Consider the following 23,978-nt stretch of genomic DNA (forward strand, 5'->3'; position numbering starts at 1 on the left):
CGTCCGCCCCGGGGACCCGTGAGCTCCGGGGCGGACGAGCTCGACCGCTCGCGCCCGGGCCCCCCGAGCGAGGACCCTCAGGTGGGTCCCATCACCTCCAGCGGGTCCCGGCCCAGGGCGGTCAGCACGGTGCGGGCGGCGTTGCGCCCGGGCCGTCCCGAGACCGACCCGCCCGGGTGGGTCGTGGAGCCGGTGAGGAAGAGACCCGCCAGGCCGGTGTCGTAGCGCGGCCACCCCGGCAGCACGTGGTCGTCGAGCAGGAACTCACCGCCGTGGCAGGAGCCGCCGAGGTTCTGCGGGTTGTGGGTCGCGACGTCCACGGGCGACTCGGTCCGCATCGAGAGGATGTCGACCTCGCCCAGGCCGCGGGTGCGCTGCCGCACCAGCTCGACCAGCGCCGCGCCGTACTCGTCCTTGGTGTCGGCCCAGTCCCGTCCGTCGGCGCGCTGCCACGGCGCGATGGTGAGGATCTTGAAGGTGCCTCCGGTGTCGGCCACCCGGCTGGGGTCGACGACGGTCTGGTTGACGACCAGCAGCCACGGGTCGTCCGTGTCGACCTCGCCCGCGGCACAGCGGTCGAGGTGGCGGGCCATGCCGCCGGCGGTGCCGAAACCCGCCGCGGCACTGGCGATCCCGGCGTCGCCGAAGGCGAGGTCGCCGCGCAGGGCCGCGTGGACGGCGAGCACGCTCAGGCCCGGGCGCCAGGTGTCCCGCGCCTCGAGCAGGTCGGGGGAGGGGGCGCCGCCGACGACCTGGTCGGCCACGACGGCGAGGTGGCCGCCGGTCACCACAGCCCGGTCCGCGGCGACGGTCCGACCACCCACCCGGACGCCGGTGACCCGGTCGCCGTCGGTCACGTAGCCGGAGACGGTGGCCGAGCAGACCACCCGGCCGCCGTGTGCCGTGATGACGCGCACCAGCGCGTCGGGGAGCGCCTGGCTGCCCCCGACCGGGGTCGTCCAGCCGTGGTCGAGGCGACCGACGGCCAGCGAGGAGGGGAGGAAGCCGGTCCCGGGGCGGCGCGGGTCCTGGATCGTCGCCATCGCCAGCCACAGCACGAAGGAGCGGACGACCGGGTGCTCGAAGGTCTCGTGGACGACGTCCCAGGCGCTCCGCGACCGCAGGGCCAGGTAGGCGTGGGTGGTGGGGCCCTCGGGCTGCGGGAGCGCGGAGCTCCACCGACCGTGGGCCGCGCCGAGGCCACCCCGCCAGGCGCGCACCATCACCCCGAAGGCCCGCGCGTCACGAGATGACCACCGGGCGATCTCGTCGGTGGTGTCGGCCAGGTCGGGACGCATGACCAGCACGTCGCCGTCGGGCTGCGGCATCACCACAGCCGGGTCGGTGGTGAGGTAGCGCAGCCCCTGCTCGGCGACCAGGCCCAGCTCGTCGTCACGCACGAGGGGGTTGTTCTGGATCAGCACGTGCGCGCTGCTGCAGGAGTCGTGGGCGAAGCCGGGGAGGGTCAGCTCCTCGGTGCGGGTGTTGCCCCCCACCGTCGGCCCCGCCTCGAGCACGAGCACCTCGAGCCCGGCCCGGGCGAGGTAGGCCGCCGCGACCAGGGAGTTGTGCCCCGCGCCCACGACCACCACCTCCGCGCGCTCGGGCAGGTCGTCCGGGACCGGGGTGCTCTCCATGTGGTGCTCCTCTCCGGGGCCAGAGTGGCAGCGGCCACAACCGATTGCAACCACCAGAAGGACGCCGGGCCCCCTGTCAGCCGTCGGCGTCAGTGTCGCCCGACGTCCCCGAATGGGGCGACTTCGGCGCGTGCAGGGGCGCTCCTCGCGCTCCCGAGGTTGCAATTGGGCGGCATCCCTTGACACATGTGGCGCAGTTCACAACACTGGCGATGCCGCAATCGATTGCGGATTCACCGAGGAGGAAGCATGGTCCAGATTTCCCGAGGTCGTGGCCGAGGACTGATGGCCGCAGCAGTGACCGGTGTCCTGGTCACCAGCCTGGCCGCGTGCGGTGGCGACGACGGTGGCGGCGAGGGTGGCAGCGACGACCCGATCGTCATCGGCACCTCGTTGCCGCTCACCGGCGAGTTCTCCCAGCCCGGCCAGGCGGCCGAGCAGGGCTACAAGGTGTGGCAGGAGATGGTGAACGCCGAGGGTGGGCTGCTGGATCGCGAGATCGAGCTGGTCATCAAGGACGACGCCTCCAACCAGAACACCATCGTGACCGACTACAACGCCCTGATCAGCCAGGACCAGGTGGACCTCCTCCTCGGGACCTTCTCCTCGCTGCTCAACCTGCCTGCGTCCGCCGTCGCCGAGCGCGAGCAGATGGTCTACGTGGAGCCCGCCGGCGGCTCTCCCGACATGTTCAACCGCGGCTTCGAGTACCTCTTCTTCGCCCAGCAGTCGACGGCCGACAAGCAGGGCAAGGTCTTCGCCGAGTGGGTGGCCGCGCTGCCGGAGGGCGAGATGCCCGAGACCGCGGCGTACCCGACCCTCGACGACCCGTTCGCCGCACCCAACGTCGCGGGCATCCAGGCCATCCTCGAGGAGGCCGGCGTCGAGACGGTCTACGAGGAGACCTACGCCATCGACACCAAGAACTTCGACACGATCGTCAGCGCGATGAAGAACGCCGACCCGGAGCTCGTCGTCCACGGTGCGCAGTTCGAGGACGGCATCGGCATGACCCGCGCGATGCTCAAGGCGGACTTCACCCCGGAGATGTTCTTCCAGACCAACGCCCCGTCCTTCGGCAGCCAGTTCACCGAGGGCATCGGCGAGGAGAACACCGAGGGCATCTTCTACGCCGTCAGCCACTCGCCCGACGCGGACACCCCCGGCAATGCCGAGTTCGTGGCCAAGTACGAGGAGATGTACGGCGAGGGCGAGGTCCCCGAGGACGCCGCCGACGCCTTCGCGGCCGGTGAGGTGCTCCAGGCGGCCGTCGAGGCGGTCGGCAGCATCGAGGACCAGACGGCGCTCGCCGACTGGCTGCACGAGAACGAGGTCGAGACCATCCTCGGCCCGCTCTCGTGGGACGAGACGGGGGCGCCCCAGGGTGACTTCCTGATCGGCCAGTGGCGAGAGGGTGCTCCCCAGATCGTGCTCCCCGAGGAGGCTGCGACCGCGGAGATCACCCGCAACTGGGCGCCGGGCGGCGCCGGCTGATGACCGTCTTCCTCCAGAGCCTCGTCCTCGGGCTGCTGCTGGGCGGTGTCTACGCCCTGGCAGCCAGCGGACTGACCCTGATCTTCGGGGTGATGAAGGTGATCAACATCGCCCACGGGGCCTTCCTGGTCCTGGCCTCGTTCATCACCTACACCCTGTGGGACGTGGTCGGCATCGACCCGCTCCTCGCGATCGTGATCACCACCCCGGTGATCTTCGCGATCGGCTGGGCGACCTACAAGATCGTCGTCTCGCCGATCAGGTCCGCCCCCATGGCCTCCACCGTGCTGCTGACCTTCGGGCTGGCGCTGGTGCTGGAGGGGGCGATGGGCGAGATCTGGGGGAACAACTCCACCGCGATCCGGCCGGCGTACGGCGACGAGTCGTTCACCATCGGCGGGATCTTCCTGCCCAAGGCCCAGGTGTACGGCGGCCTGATCGCGGTCGCGGTGCTGGTCGTGCTCTGGATCGTGCTCACCCGCACCTGGCTGGGCCGGGCCATCCGGGCGGCGGCGACCAACCCGTCGTCGGCCCAGCTGGTCGGGATCCGCACCGCGTCGGTGGCGGCCCTGGTGTTCGCGATCGGCATCGCCGCCGCGGGCGCCGGGGGTGCGATCACCGGCGTGCTCTACCCCTTCGTGCCGGGGTCGCACTACCAGTGGATCGCCCGGCTGCTGGCGATCGTCGTGCTCGGCGGGCTGGGCAGCCTCAACGGGGCGGTGCTCGGCGCCATCCTCTTCGGCCTCGCCGAGACCTTCACCTCGACGTACGTCTCTCCCTCGTGGGCGACGGCTGTCCCCTACGCCATCGTCTTCGCCGTCCTGCTCATCCGTCCGCAGGGCCTGCTCGGGACCCGACTCCGAGAGGATGCCGTCGCCGCATGACCGACAGTCCTGCCGCCCGCACCCCCGCCGGCCGACCCTGGACCCAGCCGATCTGGATCGGCCGGGCGGTCGCCCTGGCCGCCGCGGTCGCGTTGCTCGTCTACCCGCTCGTCACCGACGACCGCTACTACCAGAACATGATCATCCTCTCGCTGGTCTTCGCGATCGGGGCCAGCGGGCTCAACATCATCTCCGGTTTCGCCGGCTACATCTCGCTGGGCCAGGGCGCCTTCATCGGCCTCGGCGGCTACACCATCGGCGTGCTCGCGGCCCGCAACCCCGACGTCTCCATCTGGTGGTGGGTGCCGGTCGCGGGCGTCGTGGCCGCACTGATCGCCCTGGTGCTCGGGCTGGTGTCCCTGCGCTCGTCGGGCCCGGCGTTCGTGATCATCACCGTCGCGTTCCTGTTCCTGGTGCAGGTGTTCGCGGTCAACTGGGTGTCGGTCACCAACGGCACCGCCGGGCTGACCATGCCGCTGCCCGACTGGGACCGCGACATCATCAACCTGCCCTTCTACTACGCCCTCGTCATCGTGCTGGCGCTGCAGCTGCTGATGTCCTGGTGGATCCGCCGGACCAAGCTGGGCATGGGCCTCATCGCGATCCGCGAGGACGAGACCAAGGCCGCCACCATCGGCATCAACCTGCCGGTCGAGAAGATCATCGCCTTCATGGCCAGCGCCGTCTTCGTCGGCATGGCGGGCGCGATCTACGGCTACTACCTGACCTTCATCGACCCGCGCGGGATGTTCAGCATCCTCATCAGCGTCCAGCTGGTGCTCTCGATGCTCATCGGCGGCAAGGCCACCCTGTGGGGGCCGGTCCTGGGCGCGTTCCTCATCGAGCCGCTCAACGAGATCGCCAACAACAGCTTCGGCGGCGGCAACGCCCGCCTGTTCCTCTTCGGCGGGCTGCTCGTCCTGGTCGTCATCTTCCTGCCGCGCGGCATCCTGCCCGCGATCGAGTCGGCGCTGAGCTGGCGTCGTACGCACGGCAAGGCGGGGCTCGTGGGTGCCCGCATCGGCACCGGCGGCAGCCTGGCCTCGCTCACCGACCGCGTCCAGGTCGTCGACCGGTCCGAGGTGCCCGACCGGCCGCTGCTGGAGGTCAAGGGCCTCGTGAAGCACTTCGGCGGCGTCAAGGCCGTCGACGGCGCCAGCCTCGTCGTCCCCGAGGGCTCCATCACCGGGCTGATCGGTCCCAACGGGTCGGGCAAGACGACGCTCTTCAACCTGATCGACGACACCATCCGCGCCGATGCCGGAGAGATCGTGCTGGCGGGGGAGCGGATCGACGGGATGCGGTCCTGGCAGCGGGCGCACCGCGGCCTGGGCAGGACCTTCCAGATCACCCGGCTGTTCCGCGAGATGACGGTGCTGGAGAACGTCGTCGCCGCCCAGTCCTCCTTCTCGATGCGTGGGCTCGGCAAGATCGCCGTCAGCGGCAGCGAGGCGCGCGCCGCGGAGGAGCTGCTGGAGTTCGTCGGTATGCGCGACTTCCGCGACCAGCGGGCGCAGGCGCTGTCCTACGGCCAGCAGAAGCTGGTCGAGCTCGCCCAGATCCTGATGCTCGACCCCAAGCTGATCCTGCTCGACGAACCGGCCGGCGGCATCAACCCGGTCCTCATCGACCGGATGGGCGAGATGATCCGGGAGCTCAACTCCTACGGGAAGACCTTCCTCATCGTCGAGCACAACATGCCCTTCGTCCTCGGGCTCTGCGACCCGGTGCACGTCCTGGGTCGCGGCAGGACGATGGCCTCGGGGACCGCCGAGGAGATCAAGAACGACCCCGCCGTGATCGATGCCTACCTCGGCGAGGACTTCCACATCGAGGAGGCCCGCCGATGAGCGAGTCGAACGAGCCGGCAGCGGCCGGCGCGCCGACCGGGGCCGGCGGGACCACCCCGCCGGACGCCACCGCCCGACCGATGCTGCGGATGCAGGGGATCGTGGCCGGCTACGGCGGTGGTGACGTGCTCCAAGGCGTCGACATCTCGGTCGCCAAGGGCTCGGTCGCGTGCATCGTCGGTCCCAACGGCGCCGGCAAGTCGACGGTCCTCCGGACGGTCAGCGGGCTGCTCACGCCGCGCCAGGGCGAGGTCCACCTCGACGGCAAGCCGATCCACGCCTGCTCCGCTGCCGAGATCCTCGAGCTGGGCATCTCGCAGGTCCCCCAGTCCAACGCGCTCTTCCCGACGATGTCGGTGCGGGAGAACGTCCTCCTCGGGGCCTACATCATCCGGCGCGACAAGGCGCTGGTGAAGCAGCGCTACGAGCAGGTCGCCTCGATGTTCCCGATCGTGGCCGACCGCTCCCACGACAACGCCGGCAACCTCTCCGGCGGGCAGCGCCGGATGGTGGAGTTCGCCCGGTCCCTGATGCTCGACCCGGTGCTCCTGCTCCTCGACGAGCCGTCGCTGGGCCTGGACCCCAAGTCGTTGCAGGTGCTCTACGACTCGGTGATGCTGCTCTCCGACAGCGGCAAGACGATCCTCCTCGTCGAGCAGAACGTGCGGTTCGGCATGCGGATGGCCACCGACGGCATCGTCATGGAGAGCGGCCGGGTCATCACCCAGCGGCCCGCCGCCGCGGTGCTCGGCGACCCCGAGCTCGCGCAGATGTACTTCGGGGGCTCGGTCTCCGAGACCAAGAGCGAGGAGCCGGTCGCGCCGCCGACCTGACGGACCGGTGCGCTGCGGGGAATTACCACGTTCGTGACGGTCGGGCCCGGCGTCGACGGCCTAGTCTCGAAGGACACCTCACGAAGGGACCTCCATGCCTGTGCCGGGGCGGCGTCGACGACTCTGGGCAGCGAGTGGCCTGGTCGCCAGCCTCTCGCTCGTCCCGATCCTGGCCGCCGTGGAGTCGCCGGTGTCGGCGGCCACCACCGAGCTCGTCACGAACACGAGCGTCGAGACGGCCCTGGCGCCGTGGAGCTCGGCGTACAACGCGTCGTCCCGCGTGGAGCGCACCACCGGGGGCTACGACGGGGCGTACGCAGTCCGCGCCAGCAACTCCCAGACCGTCGCGCGCGACGTCGGGTTCCGGGACAAGCCCAGCAACGTCACGAGCACCGTCGCCGGCCAGGTCTACGACCTGAGCGTGTGGGTGCGCTCGGAGGTCGCAGGCCGCACCATCAACCTCAAGGTCAAGGAGATCACCCCGAGCGGCAGCTCGCCCGGCGTGCTGACCCAGCCGCTCCAGGCGCCGGACACCGGGTGGCACCGCCTGGCCCTCTCGTACGCCGCGCGGGGCGCGGGCAACAGCCTGTCCTTCATCGTCTACGCGACCTCGGTGGCACCCGGTCAGGGATTCTGGGCGGACCAGTTCTCCGTCTCGGTGACGACGCCGGACCCGACGCCGACGGAGACCCCCACGGGCACCGAGACGCCGACGCCGACGGAGACCCCCACGGGCACCGAGACGCCCACGCCGACGGAGACCCCGACGTTCACCGAGACCCCGACGGAGACGCCCCCGCCGCCCCCGCCGCCGAGCGAGACCGTCAGGGTCGCCTCCACGACCGAGACCGTGCCCACCGGGGTGGTCGGGGACACGGCCGACGATCCCGCGATCTGGGTCGACACCGGTGACCCGGCGGCGTCGCTGGTGGTCACCAACGAGAAGACCGTCCGACGACTCACCGTCCTCGACCTGTCGGGCCAGGTCGTCCAGAGGATCGAAACGGCCGGGTTCGTCGGCAACGTCGACGTCCGTGCGGACATCGTGGCCGCGGCGCAGTCGGGCATCCGGCTCTGGCGGGTCGCGACCACCGAGGAAGGGCCCCGGCTGGAGCCCGCGCAGGAGCAGAGCGGCAACGCCTCGACCGGGGGCGAGGGCCTGTGCATGTACGACCCGGGCGCGCCGGGGGTCGGTGACGGGCTGTACGTCGTGAACGTGCAGCGCTCGACGTTCCGGGTGCGGATGCACCCGCTGACCGACGCGGACGCCGACACCCTCCTGCAGGTCCAGCCTGCCGTGCGGCAGTTCTTCCTCGGCAGCGAGGGCGAGGGCTGCGTGGCCGACGACGCGACGGGCGCCCTCTACCTCTCCGAGGAGGACGTCGGCATCTGGAAGTACGACCTGACCGCCGCCGGCACCGTCCCGCCGCGGGTCAGGCTCGCCTCGCTCGACGCCAATCTCTCGGCCGACGTCGAGGGCCTGGCCCTCGTGGGCGGCGAGCTGATCGCCTCGGCCCAGAACGTCGTCGCGCCGCGCGACAACTGGTACAGCCGGTACGACGCGGTGACCGGCCAGCACCTCGGCCGCTTCCGGATCGTCGACGGCCCCACCTCCGACGACTGCGACCAGACCGACGGCATCGCCGCCCAGGGCGGCTACCTCGGCCCGGCGTTCCCCCAGGGACTCTTCGTGTGCCAGGACGGCTACAACGACGCGCCGGGCACGTCCGGGACGCAGAACTTCAAGCTCGCGCCGCTCCACCTGGTCGACGGCGTCCTCTGACGGACCCTGCCCTCAGAAGCGGTCGCCGCGCCGCAACGTCCGGGGCCGGCCGTCCGGGTCGTGGACCCAGAGGTACGGCGCGAGCGCGAGCGCGCGTCGTACGGGCCCGATCGACGGAGGCTCGAGCCGCCTGAGCCGACCGGGCGGGCGCGGGCCCGACCGACCCCCGGCGTGCCAGCCGTCCAGCGCGGCCGCCGCCTGCGCGTACGCCGCGAACATGGCCTCGGGCTCGGCGAGGTCCTCGACGTCCTCGCGCGTCCGCTCGAGGTGCTCGGCGGCCAGCGTGAGCCGCAGGTCGCGGGCGTACTCGCCGTCCGGGTCGACTACGACCGACGACAGCTCTGAGTCGTGGGTCCAGGACCGCCGGTTGAAGTTGTCGGAGCCGATGGTCGCCCAGGTGTCGTCCACGATGCAGGTCTTCGCGTGCACGTAGATCGGCGTGCCCGCCGAGTTCTCCAGTCCGTAGACGGCCACCCGGTCGGGCGCCGTGCGGTGCATGTCGAGCATCGCCCGGCGGCGGCCCACCAGCTGGGCGGTCCGGTTGAGGCCGGTCACGTCCGGGTGCATCGGCACGACCGCGACGACGTGCAGGTCGCGGTGCCGGCGCAACGCCTCGACGAAGACGTTGCCGACGTGGTCGCCCCACAGGTACTGGTCCTCGACGTAGATCAGCCGTCGGGCCCGCTCGACCGCCTTGGTGTAGCCGCGGGCCACGCTGCGCTCGCCGCCGCGGGCGAACGCGTAGTCGCGACCCTGTCGTAGGTCGGGGTAGGTGCGCAGCAGCTGGACGGCGTGCCGGCCGGCCGGCGGCGGGGGTGGGAGCTGCTCGGGCAACGGGTCCGGGCTGGTGTCCAGCCCGCGCAGGCGGTCATGGACGACCACGATCGGGCTGCGGCGCAGCGTGGTCGGGTCCTCCCAGCGCTCCCGGAAGACGGTCTCGACGTCGTGCACCGCCGGCCCGCTGATCGCGGCCTGGATGTCGTGCCAGGGCGGGGTGGCGCCGTACTCGTCGGCCATGGAGTCCAGGGCCTGCGGGTCGCCGCGGTGCGTCGCGTCGTCGCGGCGCGAGTGGCACAGGTCGATGCCGCCGACGTAGGCGATGTCCCGGCTCGGGTCGTCACGGTGCCGGATCACCACCAGCTTCTGGTGGTGCGAGCCACCGGTGCGCACGCGCATGTCGAGGATCACCTCGGCCCCGCGCTGCTGCAGGGCCCGGCCGAGCTGGGCGTTCTCGCGGGCGGTGAAGCCGATCGAGCCGTTGTGCGAGCGCCACACGAGCCCGCGCACGTCGACCCCCCGCTCGTCGGCACGTCCCAGCACCTCGACGACCTCGCTGCCGGGCTCACCGGTCAGCCGCTCGTCGGCGTCGCCCTGCCAGTCGGTGAAGAGCACCAGGTCGCCGGGACGCGTCGCCTCGAGCCGCTCGTGGAGCTCGGCGAAGTAGGTCGCGCCGTCGACCAGGGGCCGCACGCGGTTGCCCTCCGACCAGGCCCGGTCGCCCGGGTGCCGGGCGTCGAGGCGGGTGGACGGGTTGCCCCGCTCGGCCTGGGTGAGGAGCCAGTCCTCGGGTGCGCCCACCCTCGCACTGTAGGCGCTGGAGGTCCGTGGGCCGGGGAGCGTGGCACACCTCACCGGCCCGAGGTCGTACGCCGCGTCCGCGCCCGCGCGGGTGCCCGGATCGGATGACCCGCGGCCTTACCCTTGCGGCCATGTCTGACGCGGGGGAGTGCCGGTGATCTGGCTGCTCCTCGCGCTGCTCGTCGCCTGGGTGGCCCTCGGCCCGTGGGTGCCGGTCGCGGTCGCCGTCGCGCTGTGCGTGCCCCGGGTCCGGTGGTGGGTGCTGGACCGCTTCTGGGTGACCTGGCGCGGGACCGGCATCGCCGCCGCGGTGGTGGCCGTGCTCGCCGGGATCGTGGTCCTGTTGCCCGACGGCTGGCTGCCGGTCCCGCAGTCAACGGGCGTGCTCGTCGCCCCGTCGTACGTCGGCCGGCCGGCGTCCGCGACCCCCGTGCCGGCGGGCACGATCCCGCAGAACCCGCACCTGGCCCGCAACGGTGCCGGCACCGCTCTCGGCGACGCGTGGAGCACCGGCACCAGCCCCTGGCTCGGCCCGGTCGGGCTCCAGCCCGAGGTCGACACCGCCTGGTACGGCCTCGAGCAGTGCGCCACCCTCGCCCTCGACAGCCGCGACCGGCTGGTCGGCCTGTGCGAGGCCCGTGGGGGCCGCGCGCTGCACGTCATCGACCCCGACTCGATGCGACCGCTCGCGACCAAGCGGCTCCCCGCCCCCGAGGACGGTGACGACGAGGTCTGCGGCGCCCACCCCTACCTCGACGCCGCCGACCGGATGGTGGTGGCGACGTCCGACCGCCGGGTGCTGGCGGTCTCCACGGCCGACGCCGACGGCGAGCCCGACCTCACCACGGCGCGCACGTGGGACCTGTCCCCTCATGTCCCCAACGACGACTGCCTGGTCGCCCTGCTGCCCGACTGGGCCGGCCGCATCTGGTGGGCCACCCAGGACGGGCTGGTGGGCACCGTCGCCCCCGACTCCGGTGAGGTGCGCGTCCTCGACCTCGGCGAGGAGGTCGCCGGCCCGTTCAGCACCGACGAGACCGGCGCGACGTACGTCGTCACCACCCACGCCCTCCACCGCCTCGTCCTCGACGGGTCGGGCACCCCGGGCATCGCCTGGCGCACGGAGTACGACCGCGGCACGGAGCGCAAGACCGGCCAGACCACCCGGGGCAGCGGCACCGCGCCGGTCGTCCTCGACGGCGGCGTCGTCGCGATCACCGACAACGCCGAGCCGCGCATGCACGTCCTGATGCTGGAGCGGTCCACGGGCGTGGAGATCTGCCGGGCGGCCGTCTTCGAGGACGACGCCAGCGCCAGCGGCACCGCGCTGGCCAGCGTCGGGAGCGGCGTGGTCGTCGCCAACACGCACGGCTACGCGAGCCCGGTGCGCACCCTCCTCGGCCGGGGCACCTCCGGGGGGATGGCCCGGGTCGACGTGCCGGCCGACCGCTCCGGGGGCGAGTGCCGGGTGCGGTGGACGAGCGAGGTGGTCGCCCCGTCGAGCGTCCCACGGGTGTCCCTGGCGTCCGGCCTGGTCTACGCCTACGCCAAGCGGCCGTCGTGGTGGGGCGTGAGCGCGTGGTACCTCACCGGGATCGACGTGCGCACCGGGCGGTCGTACTTCAGCGTGCGCACCGGCACCGGGGTGCTGATGGACAACGACCACGCGGCGCTCACCCTCGCGCCCGACGGCACGGCGTACGTCGCGACGCTGGCCGGGATGGTGCGGGTGCAGGACCGGCAGCCCAAGGACGCGTCGGACTGAGCTGCCCCGGGCCCGTCAGGTGCAGGGGTGCACGCCCGGGCGGCCCGGGCGCTCGATGCCGCGCTCGTCGAGGATCCGCTCCAGCAGCGTCGGGCGCGCCGGCATGAGGCCGTCGACGCAGGCGTCGATCATCGCGTTGTAGGTCGCCGCGTCGTCCGGCGCCGTGCCGCTGAACCACACGTGCACGGCGTAGCCGTCGCGGTGGGCCCGGGCGACGAACTCGGGGGTGAGGATCCGGATGCCGGAGTTCTCCACCGGCACCTGGAGGGCCACCGTGCCCTCGATCGGGCGGGTGCCGTAGAGGAAGTAGGCGGTGATCCCCTGCTGCCCGGGGGCGAGCGCGGTCTGCGGCGAGCGCCGGTGGAAGTCGGCGAGGGCGGTGTCGTTGAAGGACGTCACGATCACGTCGTCGCGACCGGCGTCGTCGAGCAGTGCCGCGAGGAGCCGGCCGGTGCGCACGTAGGAGGCCGTGTCGGAGTCGGCGGTGCCCTTGATCTCGATGTTGATCGGCACGTCGGGGAAGCGCCGGAGGACCTGGGCCAGCGTGGGGACCGCGAAGTCGGTGCGCTTGTAGCCGTCAGGTGCCGGCCGGTCGCCGGTGCGCACGCCGCGGAAGCGGTACTTCCGCTGGGCCGCGTCGTGGGTGGTGCCGCGCCGCGGGACGAACCAGTGCGCCGCGTCGAGGCGGCGCACCTGACGCAGGGGCATGGCCTCGACCTTGCCCGTGCCGTCGGTCGTCTCGTCGACGCGGGCGTCGTGCAGCACGACGAGCTGCTTGTCGCGGGTGGACTGCACGTCGAGCTCGATCATGTCGGCGCCGAGCGCCACCGCGCGCTTGAAGGCGTACATCGTGTTGGTGGGGGCCTCGCGCTCACCGCCGGAGTGGGCCATGTTGAGCACCCGCTGCTGGAGCCACGGGTTGTCCTCGGCCCCGGACCGGGCGTGCGCCGGGCCGGCGACCAGCGTCGCGAGCAGGGTGACGAGCAGCGTGGGGAGGGCGAGCGCGGCGCCGAGGTTCTTCACGCGGCCGACCCTAGGGGTCGGCACCGACGCCGGGAAGGCCTCACGGATAGGTGATGCCGGTGACCTCTTCGCTGATCTCCCACAGCCGGCGCTGGGCGTCCGCGTCGAGCGCGAGCCGGCGCGGGGTGACGACCTGCGGGGTGCCGGACATCTCGCCCAGCCCGCTCGGCCCGACGTACGTCGATCCCGGCAGGTCGGCGGTCGCGGCCATCAACGTCGGCCACGCGCCCATCGCCGCCGACTGCGACACGGCCTTGACGGCGGCGTCGAGGATCGACGCAGCACCCCCGCGGCCGCGGCCGAACTGCCCGTTGGCCATCAGGTGCGTGCCGGCGAAGCCCGGGTGGGCGGCCAGCGCCTTGACGGGCAGACTCGCCCGGCGGCACCGGCGGTCGAGCTCGAAGGTGAAGAGCAGGTTGGCCAGCTTCGACTGGCTGTAGGCCTGCCAGCGGCGGTAGCGGCCCTCCTGGTGACGCGGGTCGCCGAGCGGGGCCTGCCGGGCCGCCTTGTGCATGTTGGACGAGAGGGTGACCACGCGGCCGCCGGCGGCGGTGACCTGCGGCAGCAGCAGCCCGGTCAGCAGGAAGGGTCCGAAGTGGTTGGTCGCCATGTGCGACTCGAGGCCCTCCGCGGTCCGGCGCAGCGGGACGGCCATGATGCCGGCGTTGTTGACGAGCACGTCGATCGGACCGAGCGCGGAGGCCCGGTCGCCCGCGCGGCGTACCGAGCCGAGGTCGGACAGGTCGACCACCAGCCGCTCGAGCCGGGCGCGGGGGACCTCGGCGGTGATCGCCGCGGCGGTGGCGGCCAGCTTGTCGTCGCTGCGGCCGGCCAGGACGACGCGGGCGCCGACGCGGGCGAGCTCGAGGGCCGTGTGGTGACCGAGCCCGCCCAGGGTGGTGCCGGTGACCAGCGTGGTGCGGGCGGTCAGGTCGGGGATGTCGTGGAGGTCCCAGCCGTTGCTGGCGTGCGGCTGGGGGACGCCATCGGTCACGGCGTGACCGCGAGCCCGGCGAGGACCCGCCGGGCGAGGTCGGTGTCGCCGAAGACCTCGACGCGGCCGGCCTCGGGCTCGCGACGACCGCCGGCCAGCAGGATGAAGGACTCGCGGTCGGTGCGCAGCCCCACGGTCGGCTCGGTGGGGACCTCGTCGAGCAGGCGCCCCCGGCCCTCGTCGGTCACGGTCGCGGCGACGGGCTCGTGCCCCTCGACCTCGACGACGACGGTGGTGCCCGGGTCGGCGCCGACCCGCTTGGCCAGCACGTAGCCGAGGCTCTCGCAGAGGTAGTCGGTGGAGTGTGCGGCGGCGTCGGCGCCGAGCCCGCCCGGCTGGCCGACGGCGCGGCGTACGTCCTGCTCGTGCATCCACAGGTCCAGCGGACGGTTGCGCAGCAGCGTCAGCGTCGTCCAGCCGATGGCGCCGAAGACACCGGGGGCCGGGGCGGCCGGGTCGGTCGGCGGGTCGGCGAGCAGCGCGGTGTGGCGGGCGGTCGCGGCCGCCCGGATCTCGTTGATGAGGTCGTCGGGGGTGGCGTCCCGGCGGGCGACGACGCCCTGCTCGGTGAACTGGCCCATCATCCCGCGGGCGTGCGGGGCGTCGCCGATCTCCACGTCGACGTGCTCGCCGCCGGCCAGCAGCGACTCGAGGTGCGCGGTGTGCGCGGCGACCGCGTGCACGTCCCAGCCGGGCAGGTCGGTCGGGGTGCCCCACTGCTCGACAGGCACCTTCTCGAGCAGGGCGGTGAAGTCGTTGACGGCCTGCCACCACAGGTCGACGTAGCCGGTCAGCGCGCTGTCGCCGCTGCCGTCCGCGGGGGATGTGCTCATGGGGCGCACCCTAGTGGCACCGGCGTCACCGGCGCCGCGCGAGAATGGGCGGATGCATGTCCGCGCCCCCGAGCTCACCGGCCGAGGCTGGCTCAACACCGCCGCGCCGCTGTCCATCCGCGACCTCCGCGGCCGCTTCGTCCTGCTCGACTTCTGGACGTTCTGCTGCATCAACTGCCTGCACGTCCTCGACGAGCTGCGCCCGGTGGAGGAGCAGTACGCCGAGGAGTTGGTCGTCGTCGGCGTGCACTCGCCGAAGTTCGTCCACGAGGCCGATCCGGACGCGCTGGTCGCCGCCGTCGAGCGCTACGCCGTGCACCACCCGGTGCTCGACGACCCCGAGCTGACCACCTGGCAGGCCTACACCGCGCGGGCCTGGCCGACCCTGGTCCTGGTCGACCCGGAGGGCTACGTCGTCGCGCAGTACGCCGGCGAGGGTCACGCCCACGCGATCGCCTCGCTGCTGGAGGAGCTGGTCCCCCAGCACCGCGAGCGCGGGACCCTGCAGCCGGGCGACTCGCCGTACGTCCCTCCCGTCGTGGAGCCGAGCGACCTGCGCTTCCCGGCCAAGGCGGTGCCGCTGCCGTCGTCCCTGACCTTGTCCCTGGCCCCGTCCGGCTCCGTGCTCGTCGCCGACGCGGGTCACGACGAGGTGGTCGTCCTGGACCTGGAGGGCGCCGTCGTACGCCGCTTCGGCGGCTTCCGGGAGCCCAACGGGCTCTGCCTGCTGCCCTCGGAGATCGCCGAGCGGGTCGGGTACGACGTCGTGGTCGCCGACACCGTCGGCCACCGGATCGCCGGGCTCGTCCTGGCGACGGGCGAGGTGAGCACCCTCGCCGGCGACGGCACCCAGTGGATGCAGGGCGACGGCACCGAGCGGCTCAGCAGCCCGTGGGACGTGGCCTGGTGGCAGGGCCGGGTGTGGATCGCGATGGCCGGGATCCACCAGCTCTGGACCTACGACCCGGTGACGGGGGCGGTGGAGGTCGCCGCGGGCACCCTCAACGAGGGCCTGCTCGACGGCCCGGCCACCACCGCGTGGTTCGCCCAGACGAGCGGGCTCGCGCCCGACGGCGACCGGATGTGGCTGGCCGACTCCGAGACGTCGTCGCTGCGGTGGATCGAGGCGCCGGTCTCCGACGGCGGTCCGGCCGTGGTCCGCACGGCTGTCGGCACCGGCCTCTTCGACTTCGGCTTCCGCGACGGTCCCGCCGCCGACGCGCTGCTCCAGCACCCGCTCGGGGTGGCCGTCCTGCCGGACGGGTCGGTCGCGGTGGCCGACACCTACAACGGCGCCGTCCGACGCTTCGCCGACGGCGAGCTCACCACGCTGGCCGTGGACCTCGCCGAGCCGAGCGGGCTGTACTGGTCCGAGGAGGACGGGGGCGGCCTGGTGGTCGTCGAGTCCGCCGGGCACCGGCTGACCCGCGTGCCCCTCGACGCCGGCGTCGCGGCGGTCGACTTCAGCCACACCACCCAGCGCCCCGTCACCGACGTGGCCGCCCGGCTGGTCCTCGACATCTCCTTCACCCCGCCGCCGGGACAGAAGGTCGACGACCGCTTCGGGCCGCCCTCCCAGCTCCTGGTGACGGCCACCCCGCCGGCGTTGCTCCGGGAGGGCGAGGGCCGCGGCACCGACCTGCGTCGCGAGCTCGTCCTCGACCCGGCCGTCGGCGACGGCGTGCTGCACGTCGCCGCCCGCGCCGCCTCCTGCGACGAGGGTGGCGGCGACGGCGCGGCCTGCCACATGCACCAGCAGGACTGGGGTGTTCCGGTCCAGATCTCCGCCGACGGGGTCGGTGTCCTGGACCTGCCCCTCGGGGGCGCCACGACCTGAGTCGCGGGCTTTTCGCCGCGCCACGGAGGGCCTCGCGACCAGTGCGACCTGCGGTCGTGGGTACCGCAGGTCGTATCGCGCGCGAGGAAGGGCCCCGGCGGGGGACATGCGACCTGCGGTCGTGGGTACCGCAGGTCCTATCGCGCGCGAGGAAGGGCCCCGGCCGGGGCCATGCGACCTGCGGTCGTGGGTACCGCAGGTCGCACCGGCCGCAGGGACCCCTCCGAGGCCGCCGGTGCGCGGAATCCGGACGAGCCCGCAATACCCTCGGGGGAGAGGCGGCGCACCGGCGCCGTCGTACGAAGGAGTGGATCATGGGTATTGGTCTCGGCATCGTCCTGCTCGTCCTCGGTCTGATCCTGCTGACCGGAGCCGTGGACCTGGGGGGCGCGCTCGACGAGTACGTCGCCAGCGAGACCCTCGGCTGGATCCTGGTCGCCGCGGGCGTGCTCTCGCTCGTGCTCGCGCTCGTGATGAACCAGCAGCGCTCGCGCACCACGCACGTCGAGGAGCGCCGCGAGGTCTGAGCTGGAGGGTCGGACCCTCGAGGGCCGACCTGATGCCCCTGGGTGTGTGGCGGTGGAACCCTCCGCGCGCGTAGCGTGCGAGCGTCCGCTCATCGCGGCCGGCGCACTCACCCAGGGGCACTCATGGACATCGTCATCATCGGCGGGGGCATCGCCGCCGCACACGCCGCCCGCGAGCTCCGCGAGCACGGCCACGAGGGCGGGATCGTGGTGCTCGCCGCCGAGCGGCACCTGCCCTACGAGCGGCCGCCGCTCTCCAAGGGGATCCTCCTCGGCGACGCGACGCCGGAGTCGGCGCACGTCATGGAGCAGCACTGGTACGACGACAACGACGTCGACCTCCGCACCGGCACCGAGGTGACGTCCATCGACCTCGACCGCCGCCAGGTCCACGCCGGCGCCGAGTCGGCGCCGTACGACCGGCTGCTGATCGCGACCGGGGCCACGCCCCGCAGGCTCGACGACCTCGACTCCGCCGGCGTGCCCGTCACCTACCTCCGCACCCTCGACGACTCGCTGGCCCTCCGGGACGCCCTCATGGGCACGATCCTGGTCGTGGGCGCGGGCTGGATCGGCCTCGAGGTCGCCGCCGCGGCCCGCCTCGCCGGGGCGGAGGTCACGGTCGTCGAGCCCGCGGAGCAGCCGCTGCTGGGGGTCCTCGGTCCCGAGCTGGGGGTGAAGTTCGCCGAGCTCCACCGCGGCCACGGGGTCGACCTGCGCCTCGGCACGAGCATCGACTCGGCGGCTGACGGCACGGTGCGGCTGTCCGACGGCCACGAGGTGACCCCGGACCTGGTGGTCGTGGGCATCGGCGCCGTCCCCGACGAGACGCTCGCCCGGGAGGCGGGGCTGAAGGTCGACAACGGCATCCTGGTCGACTCGACGCTGCGCACCAGCGACCCCTACGTCTTCGCGGTCGGCGACGTCGCGAACCACGACCACCCCGCGCTGGGCCGGCGCATCCGCGTCGAGCACTGGGACACCGCGATGCACCAGGGCCAGGCCGCCGCGCGCGCCATGCTCGGGGAGGACGAGCCCTACGACCGGATGCCCTACTTCTTCACCGACCAGTACGACATGGGCATGGAGTACGTCGGCAGCGTCGGGCCCGACGGCGCCGACGAGGTGGTCGTGCGCGGCGACGACCTGGTCGCCGGTCTCACCGTGCTGTGGGCGAAGGACGGCACCGTCGTCGCCGGGATGCAGGCCAACGACTGGGACGCGACCGACACGATCCGGGCGCTGGTGGGCAAGCCGGTCCCCGAGGGCTTCGCCGACCCGGACGTCCCGCTCGCCGACCTCGGGTCCTAGCGCCTCACAGCCATCCGCGTGACTGGGCGACCCGGGCCGCCTCGGCCCGGGTGCTGGCGCCGGTCTTGCCGATCGCCGCGGACAGGTGGTTGCGCACCGTGCCCTGCGAGAGGTGTGCGGCCCGGGCGATCGCGACCACCGGTGAGCCGTCGAGCGCCAGCCGCAGGATCTCGGCCTCGCGCACCGTGAGCGGCGAGGGTCCCGCCATCAGTGACTCGGCGGCCAGGCCGGGGTCGACGACCCGCAGGCCCGCGTGCACGCGGCGTACGGCGTCCGCGAGCTCGCGCGCGGGCGTGTCCTTGACGACGAACCCGGCCGCGCCGGCGTCCAGGGCCCGGCGTACGTAGCCCGGCCGGCCGAACGTCGTCACGATGAGCGACCGCACGCCGGGCAGCTCGGCCCGCAGCTGCTCGGCCACCTCGAGACCGGTGAGCCCGGGCATCTCGATGTCGAGCAGGCAGACCTCGGCGCCGGACTCGCGGGCGGCGGCGAGCACCTCGTCGCCCCGACCGACCTGGGCGACGACGGTGAGGTCGGTCTCCAGGTCGAGCAGGGCGGCCAGGGCGCCGCGCACCAGTGCCTGGTCGTCGGCCAGCAGCAGCCGGATCACGGCAGCACCACCTGCACGCGGGTGCCCGGGTGCGCGTCGAGCAGCTCCAGGGTGCCGCCCGCGTCGGACACCCGCTCGCGCATGCCTCGCAGGCCGTTGCCCTCCGGGGTCGTCCCTCCCGCGGGCCCGGCGAGACCGGTGCCGTCGTCGGTGACGGTGATGCCTCGCGGCCCGAGCTCGACGACCACGCAGGACGCGCGGGCGTGCCGGACGACGTTGGTCACCGCTTCCCGCAGCACCCAGGCGAGCAGGGTGCGGTGCCGCGGGTCGGTGTCGGCGACGGACCCGAGGACCCGGGTCTCGATGCCCGCGTCGGCCAGCACCTGCGGCGCCGCCGCCAGCTCGGCCTCGAGGTTGCCCGCCCGGAGACCACCGACGGTGGCGCGCACCTCGGCGAGCGCCTGGCGGGCCGTCTCCTGGATCGACTCCAGCTCGGCGCGGGCCCGGTCGGGGTCCACGTCGATGAGGCGGGCGGCCAGCTCGGCCTTGATGCTCATCGCGGTGAGCGAGTGGCCGAGCACGTCGTGGACGTCGCGGGCGACCCGCTCCCGCTCGGCGACCAGCGCGAGCATCGCCCGGCTCTCGTCGGCACGGTGCTCGCCCTCGGTGAAGAGCCGCAGCAGGACCATCCCGATGATGATCGGCCACACCATGAGGAAGAAGAACACCGGGAACCCGTCGCCCGCGACCAGGGACAGCAGGGGGAGCAGCGCCACCGCGAGGGTGGTGCGCGGCCACCACGGGGAAGGCAGCATCAGCGCGGAGTACACGCCGAGGTAGGGCGTCAGCCCGATCGCCTCGACGCCGATGATGGTCGCGGTCGCCAGGGCCAGCGCGACGAGCAGCCCGAAGACCAGCCACGGCCGGTGGGCCAGCCAGCCGTAGCCGGCCAGGTAGACCACGGCGAACGCCGCGATGAAGGTCAGGCCGAGGGTGGTGACCACGACCGAGTCGGTGGACTGGAACGTCTCGATGACCGGGTAGACCAGGAACACCAGCCAGATCCCGGCGAAGACCCACGCCCACCGCTCCCACGGGGAGACGGGTGACGTCAGGTACGACGGGTCCGCGGGGGTCACACCCGCTCCTGCCCCCGACGCAGGCCCCAGAGCGCCACCGCCGCGAAGATCACCGTCCACCCGAGCACGTTAGCGACCGGGAGCCACAGCGGGTCGTGGGTGCCGGTCGGCGTCCAGCCGTCGGTGAGCGGGTAGCGGGCCAGCGCGGCGTACCCGTAGAGCGGGGTGAAGCGGCCGATGTCGAGGATCAGCCCGGACATCGGGGTGAAGACGTTGCCGAGGAAGGCCATGATCACGATCAGGCCCGACGCGATGCCGACGGAGTTGTCGCTGCGGAAGGCCAGGCAGACGGCCAGGCCGTAGACCGCGAAGAGCGCCGAGCCCGCCCACACGATGGCCGCCGAGAGAATCCAGTCCGAGGTGGTGCCGCTCGCACCGGTCGCCGCGCCGATCGCGTAGATCAGGGCGACCGGGACCGCCGCGACGACCATCGCCAGGCCGGTCTTGAGCGCGAGGAAGGACATCGGGCGCAAGGGGGTCAGGGCGAGCTGTCGGCCCCAGCCGGTGGTCCGCTCGAGGGCGGCGCTGCCGGCCACGCCGGTGGTCGCCGTGACGGCGCCGTACGCCGCCATCGAGACCATGACGTACATCGCGACGTCGGCGCTGCCGGCCGGCTCGTCGGAGCCGAGGCCGAAGACGACGAACATGAACGCCGGCAGCCCGACCACGAAGAACATCTGCACCCGGTCCCGCGCCTGGCGGCGCAGGTCGAGGGCGGCGTAGCCCGCGAGCGCGGCGGGCGAGCGGCCGGCGGAACGGGCGGGTGTCCGGGACGGAGGGAGGGTCGTGGCGGTCATCGGGGAGCTCCTGCGAGGTCGGTGCGGTCGAGGTGAGCGGGGTCGGGGTCGGGGGTGGGGACGTCGGTTGCGGTCAGGGCCAGGAAGGCCGCCTCGAGGCTGGCGCTGGAGACGTCGACGCCGGTCACGCCGAGGGGGGCCAGGGCCTGGCCGACCCGGGCCAGCCACTCCGGGTCCACGCCGTCGCGGTGGACCACGTCGGCGGGAGGCCGGAAGGAGACGGTGCGCCCCCCGAACGCGGCGCGCACGTCGGCGGTCGGGCCGTCCTCGACGATGCGGCCGTCCTTCATGAGCACCGTGCGGGCGGCGAACTCGTCGGCCTCGACGAGGTAGTGGGTCGCGAAGACGATCGTCCGCCCGGTGGCCGCGTCGGCACGCATGGCCTCCCAGAAGGCCTGCCGGGCGCCGACGTCCATGCCGGTGGTGGGCTCGTCGAGCACGATGAGGTCCGGGTCCGGCACGAGGGCCAGGGCGAACTTGAGGCGCTGCTGCTCGCCGCCGGAGCACGCCTGCACCCGGCGGCGCGCGAGCGGGCCGAGCCCGGCCCGCTCGACGACCTCGTCGACCCGGTCGCGGCGGCCGTGGAGGACGGCGATCGCCTGCACGGTCTCGAGCACCGTGAAGTCGGGGAGCAGGCCGCCGGTCTGCATGACGGCACTCACGCGGCCGGCTGCGACCGCGTGCCCGGGCGCCTCGCCGTACACCTCGACGGTGCCGCCGGTGGGCGTGGTGAGGCCCAGCAGCATGTCGACGGTGGTGGTCTTGCCGGCACCGTTGGGGCCGAGGAAGGCCACGATCTCGCCGGGGGCGACGGTCAGGTCGACGGCGTCGACGGCGGTCACGGTCGAGCCGTCGGGGAGGCGGAAGGACTTGGTGAGGCCGGTGGCCCGGATCGCCGGGAGAGGGTCAGGTGTGCTCATGCCTCCAGCGTGGCGGCGACGGGCGGCGCGTGCCCGGTCCGGCTGTCACGACCTGGGGGTGACACCTGTCATGCCCCCCGAGACGAGTAACGCGGTGTTGGTCAGGCGGGACGAGGCATCGAAGCCCTGTCTCGCCCGACCAACACCGCGTTGCATGCGCGGGAAGCGCGGGACGCTCAGGTCAGAACGCGGCCTCGTCGAGGTCCATCAGCGCGAGGTCGATGCCCTCGGCGATGGCCCGCTCGGCGGTGAGCCGGGGCAGGTTGGTCTGCGCGAAGAACTGCGCGGCCGCCACCTTGCCCTCGTAGAACGCCTTGTCCTTGCCCGGGTCGCCGCCCAGCTTCTCCAGCGCGACCTCGGCCTGGCGCAGCAGCAGCCACCCGCAGACCACGTCGCCGAGCGCCATCAGCAGGCGGGTGGTGTTGAGGCCCACCTTGTAGATGTTGCGCAGGTCGCCGTTCTCGGAGGAGGCGTCGGCCGACATCAGGTCGTTGATCATGTGCCCGACGATGGCGTTGGCGTCCTCGAGCGCGGTGGCGAGCAGGGCCCGCTCGTTCTTGAGGCGGCCGTTGCCGGCCTCGGAGGCGATGAAGGACTCGATCTCCTTCGCCAGGTGGCCCAGCGCGCGGCCCTGGTCCTTGACGATCTTGCGGAAGAAGAAGTCCTGGCCCTGGATGGCGGTCGTGCCCTCGTAGAGGGTGTCGATCTTGGCGTCGCGGACGTACTGCTCGATCGGGTACTCCTGGAGGAAGCCCGACCCACCCAGCGTCTGCAGGGACTCGGTGCCCAGCAGCACCCACGAGCGCTCCGAGCCGTAGCCCTTGACGATCGGCAGCAGCAGGTCGTTGACCGCGGCGGCCAGCTCGTCCTTCTCGCCGGCGTGCTCGGCCACCTGGACGCGGTCCTGCCACGTGGCGGTGTAGAGCACGAGCGCGCGCATCGCCTCGGCGAACGACTTCTGCGTCATCAGCGAGCGGCGTACGTCGGGGTGGTGCGTGATGGTGACGCGCGGGGCGGTCTTGTCGGCCGCCTGGGTCAGGTCGGCACCCTGGACGCGCTCCTTGGCGTACTCCAGCGCGTTGAGGTAGCCGGTCGAGAGCGTGGCGATGGCCTTGGTGCCGACCATCATCCGGGCGTTCTCGATCACGTCGAACATCTGGGCGATGCCGTTGTGCACCTCGCCGAGCAGCCAGCCACGGGCCGGCTCGCCGCCACCGACCTGCGGGTCGCCGAAGGTGACCTCGCAGGTGTTGGAGACCTTGATGCCCATCTTGTGCTCGACGTTGGTGACGTAGACGCCGTTGCGCTCGCCGGTGAGCTCGCCGGTCTCGTGGTCGAAGTGGTAGGTCGGCATCCAGAACAGCGACAGGCCCTTGGTGCCCGGGCCGCCGGCGCCCTCGACGCCTTCGGGGCGGGCGAGGACGAGGTGCATCGTGTTGTCGCTGAGGCCACCCTCGGCGGAGGTGATGAAGCGCTTCACGCCGGTGACGTTCCACGAGCCGTCCTCGTTGGGCGTGGCCTTGGTGCGACCGGCGCCGACGTCGGAGCCCGCGTCGGGCTCGGTGAGGACCATGGTGCACGGCCACTGGCGCTCGACCATGAGCTCGGCGACACGCTTGTCGCGCTCGTTGCCGTTGTTGTAGACGACGCCGGCGAACGGCGCGCCCGCGGCGTACATCCACACGGGGGCGTTGGCGCCGAGCACCATCTCGCCCATGGCCCAGACGAGGGAGGACGGGGCGGGGGTGCCGCCGAGCTCCTCGCGGATCTGGAGGCGCCAGTACTCGGAGTCCATCCAGGCCTGGTAGCTCTTCTTGAAGGACTCCGGCACGGGGGCGGTGTGGGTCTCGGGGTCGAAGACCGGCGGGTTGCGGTCGCTGTCGACGTACGACGCGGCGAGGTCGTCGCGGGACAGGCGGGCGACCTCGGCGAGGATCTCGCGCGCGGTCTCGCCGTCGACCTCGGCGAAGGGACCCTGGCCGAGGACCTCGTCCCGGCCGAGCACCTCGAAGAGGTTGAACTCGATGTCGCGCAGGTTGCTCTTGTAGTGGCTCACGATCCACCTATTCCGTTTCGGGGCACCGGTCCTGGGAGGGATCCGGTCCAGTGGTGGCCGTCCCCGCGGAGCGGGTCCGGCGGCGAGCAGCCCGTGCTGCTACTCGCCAGTAACAAAATGATGCCTCGCCGGACGGTCCTGCGCAACACGAACGCGACATGTCGCGG

19 protein-coding genes are annotated in these 23,978 nt (G+C 72.8%); 9 read left to right on the plus strand and 10 right to left on the minus strand.

Going from position 1 to position 23,978, the window contains the following annotated elements:
* Window positions 1-77: 77 nt before the first annotated feature.
* Window positions 78-1,637 carry a phytoene desaturase family protein gene (locus ASG88_RS05675; protein ID WP_056886470.1) on the minus strand — a complete coding sequence of 520 codons (1,560 nt, stop codon included), beginning with the start codon at window positions 1,635-1,637 and terminating at the stop codon, window positions 78-80.
* 249 nt (window positions 1,638-1,886) lie between these two features.
* Between ASG88_RS05675 and ASG88_RS05680 the strand changes: the two genes are divergently transcribed.
* The 5 genes from ASG88_RS05680 to ASG88_RS05700 all read left to right on the plus strand — a co-directional run bounded on the left by ASG88_RS05680 (window position 1,887) and on the right by ASG88_RS05700 (window position 8,481).
* Entirely contained in the window at window positions 1,887-3,131 is a 1,245-nt protein-coding gene (locus ASG88_RS05680; RefSeq protein ID WP_056886471.1) for an amino acid ABC transporter substrate-binding protein, read from the plus strand.
* Complete coding sequence (locus ASG88_RS05685) at window positions 3,131-4,015, plus strand: branched-chain amino acid ABC transporter permease (RefSeq protein WP_056886472.1); 885 nt, start codon at window positions 3,131-3,133, stop codon at window positions 4,013-4,015. Before ASG88_RS05680 ends, ASG88_RS05685 begins: the two co-directional genes overlap by 1 nt.
* A complete protein-coding gene (locus ASG88_RS05690) occupies window positions 4,012-5,865 on the plus strand; it encodes a branched-chain amino acid ABC transporter ATP-binding protein/permease (RefSeq protein ID WP_082599980.1) in 1,854 nt (617 codons plus the stop codon). Before ASG88_RS05685 ends, ASG88_RS05690 begins: the two co-directional genes overlap by 4 nt.
* Window positions 5,862-6,698, plus strand: coding sequence for an ABC transporter ATP-binding protein (locus tag ASG88_RS05695; protein ID WP_200956365.1), 837 nt, complete (start codon window positions 5,862-5,864; stop codon window positions 6,696-6,698). Before ASG88_RS05690 ends, ASG88_RS05695 begins: the two co-directional genes overlap by 4 nt.
* Window positions 6,699-6,792: 94 nt before the next feature.
* Entirely contained in the window at window positions 6,793-8,481 is a 1,689-nt protein-coding gene (locus tag ASG88_RS05700; protein WP_157559579.1) for a phytase, read from the plus strand.
* Window positions 8,482-8,493: 12 nt separating this feature from the next.
* Here ASG88_RS05700 and ASG88_RS05705 read toward each other — a convergent pair whose 3' ends face one another.
* The gene (locus ASG88_RS05705) at window positions 8,494-10,059 is read right to left on the minus strand and encodes a phospholipase D-like domain-containing protein (RefSeq protein WP_056886474.1); all 1,566 of its coding nucleotides are present in this window, start codon (window positions 10,057-10,059) and stop codon (window positions 8,494-8,496) included.
* A 154-nt stretch (window positions 10,060-10,213) separates the two neighbouring features.
* Between ASG88_RS05705 and ASG88_RS05710 the strand changes: the two genes are divergently transcribed.
* The gene (locus ASG88_RS05710) at window positions 10,214-11,824 is read left to right on the plus strand and encodes a hypothetical protein (protein WP_056886475.1); all 1,611 of its coding nucleotides are present in this window, start codon (window positions 10,214-10,216) and stop codon (window positions 11,822-11,824) included.
* Window positions 11,825-11,839: 15 nt separating this feature from the next.
* On the opposite strand, the gene ASG88_RS05715 is transcribed toward ASG88_RS05710, so the two are convergent.
* From ASG88_RS05715 to ASG88_RS05725, 3 genes are read right to left on the minus strand one after another with little or no spacing between them, the layout of a single operon-like run.
* On the minus strand, window positions 11,840-12,847 hold the full coding sequence (locus ASG88_RS05715; protein ID WP_056886476.1) for a glycerophosphodiester phosphodiesterase: 1,008 nt from the start codon (window positions 12,845-12,847) through the stop codon (window positions 11,840-11,842).
* Window positions 12,848-12,887: 40 nt separating this feature from the next.
* The gene (locus tag ASG88_RS05720) at window positions 12,888-13,841 is read right to left on the minus strand and encodes an oxidoreductase (RefSeq protein WP_056886477.1); all 954 of its coding nucleotides are present in this window, start codon (window positions 13,839-13,841) and stop codon (window positions 12,888-12,890) included.
* A complete protein-coding gene (locus ASG88_RS05725) occupies window positions 13,838-14,674 on the minus strand; it encodes a maleylpyruvate isomerase family mycothiol-dependent enzyme (protein WP_056886478.1) in 837 nt (278 codons plus the stop codon). The genes ASG88_RS05720 and ASG88_RS05725 overlap by 4 nt, the downstream gene beginning before the upstream one ends.
* Window positions 14,675-14,726: 52 nt before the next feature.
* Between ASG88_RS05725 and ASG88_RS05730 the strand changes: the two genes are divergently transcribed.
* The 3 genes from ASG88_RS05730 (at window position 14,727) to ASG88_RS05740 (ending at window position 18,349) form a co-directional block, all read left to right on the plus strand.
* Complete coding sequence (locus ASG88_RS05730) at window positions 14,727-16,511, plus strand: NHL domain-containing thioredoxin family protein (protein ID WP_157559580.1); 1,785 nt, start codon at window positions 14,727-14,729, stop codon at window positions 16,509-16,511.
* Between the two features lie 314 nt (window positions 16,512-16,825).
* Window positions 16,826-17,038 (plus strand): DUF6458 family protein, encoded by a 213-nt coding sequence (locus ASG88_RS05735; protein ID WP_056886480.1) that lies wholly within the window; start codon window positions 16,826-16,828, stop codon window positions 17,036-17,038.
* A gap of 123 nt (window positions 17,039-17,161) precedes the next feature.
* Entirely contained in the window at window positions 17,162-18,349 is a 1,188-nt protein-coding gene (locus ASG88_RS05740; RefSeq protein ID WP_056886481.1) for an NAD(P)/FAD-dependent oxidoreductase, read from the plus strand.
* Window positions 18,350-18,353: 4 nt separating this feature from the next.
* Here the strand turns inward: ASG88_RS05740 and ASG88_RS05745 are convergent, their stop codons facing one another.
* From ASG88_RS05745 to ASG88_RS05765, 5 genes are all read right to left on the minus strand, one after another.
* Window positions 18,354-18,959 carry a response regulator transcription factor gene (locus ASG88_RS05745; RefSeq protein WP_056886482.1) on the minus strand — a complete coding sequence of 202 codons (606 nt, stop codon included), beginning with the start codon at window positions 18,957-18,959 and terminating at the stop codon, window positions 18,354-18,356.
* Complete coding sequence (locus ASG88_RS05750; RefSeq protein ID WP_056886483.1) at window positions 18,956-20,038, minus strand: sensor histidine kinase; 1,083 nt, start codon at window positions 20,036-20,038, stop codon at window positions 18,956-18,958. Before ASG88_RS05750 ends, ASG88_RS05745 begins: the two co-directional genes overlap by 4 nt.
* On the minus strand, window positions 20,035-20,835 hold the full coding sequence (locus tag ASG88_RS05755; RefSeq protein WP_235534746.1) for an ABC transporter permease: 801 nt from the start codon (window positions 20,833-20,835) through the stop codon (window positions 20,035-20,037). The genes ASG88_RS05750 and ASG88_RS05755 overlap by 4 nt, the downstream gene beginning before the upstream one ends.
* The gene (locus ASG88_RS05760; protein WP_082599981.1) at window positions 20,832-21,755 is read right to left on the minus strand and encodes an ABC transporter ATP-binding protein; all 924 of its coding nucleotides are present in this window, start codon (window positions 21,753-21,755) and stop codon (window positions 20,832-20,834) included. Before ASG88_RS05760 ends, ASG88_RS05755 begins: the two co-directional genes overlap by 4 nt.
* A 181-nt stretch (window positions 21,756-21,936) precedes the next feature.
* Window positions 21,937-23,811: an acyl-CoA dehydrogenase gene (locus tag ASG88_RS05765; protein ID WP_056886484.1), complete on the minus strand. Its 1,875-nt coding sequence runs from the start codon at window positions 23,809-23,811 to the stop codon at window positions 21,937-21,939.
* Window positions 23,812-23,978 lie beyond the last annotated feature (167 nt).

Source organism: Nocardioides sp. Soil777, from assembly GCF_001428425.1.
Taxonomy (GTDB): Bacteria; Actinomycetota; Actinomycetes; order Propionibacteriales; family Nocardioidaceae; genus Nocardioides; species Nocardioides terrigena.

What these genes read in the sequence shown, in the direction of transcription:
- ASG88_RS05740 (WP_056886481.1), top strand. Translation starts at nt 17,162, where the DNA reads ATGGACATCGTCATCATCGGCGGGGGCATCGCCGCCGCACACGCCGCC.
- ASG88_RS05700 (WP_157559579.1), top strand. Translation starts at nt 6,793, where the DNA reads ATGCCTGTGCCGGGGCGGCGTCGACGACTCTGGGCAGCGAGTGGCCTG.
- ASG88_RS05760 (WP_082599981.1), bottom strand. Translation starts at nt 21,755, where the DNA reads ATGAGCACACCTGACCCTCTCCCGGCGATCCGGGCCACCGGCCTCACC.
- ASG88_RS05730 (WP_157559580.1), top strand. Translation starts at nt 14,727, where the DNA reads ATGCATGTCCGCGCCCCCGAGCTCACCGGCCGAGGCTGGCTCAACACC.
- ASG88_RS05680 (WP_056886471.1), top strand. Translation starts at nt 1,887, where the DNA reads ATGGTCCAGATTTCCCGAGGTCGTGGCCGAGGACTGATGGCCGCAGCA.
- ASG88_RS05685 (WP_056886472.1), top strand. Translation starts at nt 3,131, where the DNA reads ATGACCGTCTTCCTCCAGAGCCTCGTCCTCGGGCTGCTGCTGGGCGGT.
- ASG88_RS05755 (WP_235534746.1), bottom strand. Translation starts at nt 20,835, where the DNA reads ATGACCGCCACGACCCTCCCTCCGTCCCGGACACCCGCCCGTTCCGCC.
- ASG88_RS05690 (WP_082599980.1), top strand. Translation starts at nt 4,012, where the DNA reads ATGACCGACAGTCCTGCCGCCCGCACCCCCGCCGGCCGACCCTGGACC.
- ASG88_RS05735 (WP_056886480.1), top strand. Translation starts at nt 16,826, where the DNA reads ATGGGTATTGGTCTCGGCATCGTCCTGCTCGTCCTCGGTCTGATCCTG.
- ASG88_RS05695 (WP_200956365.1), top strand. Translation starts at nt 5,862, where the DNA reads ATGAGCGAGTCGAACGAGCCGGCAGCGGCCGGCGCGCCGACCGGGGCC.
- ASG88_RS05725 (WP_056886478.1), bottom strand. Translation starts at nt 14,674, where the DNA reads ATGAGCACATCCCCCGCGGACGGCAGCGGCGACAGCGCGCTGACCGGC.
- ASG88_RS05675 (WP_056886470.1), bottom strand. Translation starts at nt 1,637, where the DNA reads ATGGAGAGCACCCCGGTCCCGGACGACCTGCCCGAGCGCGCGGAGGTG.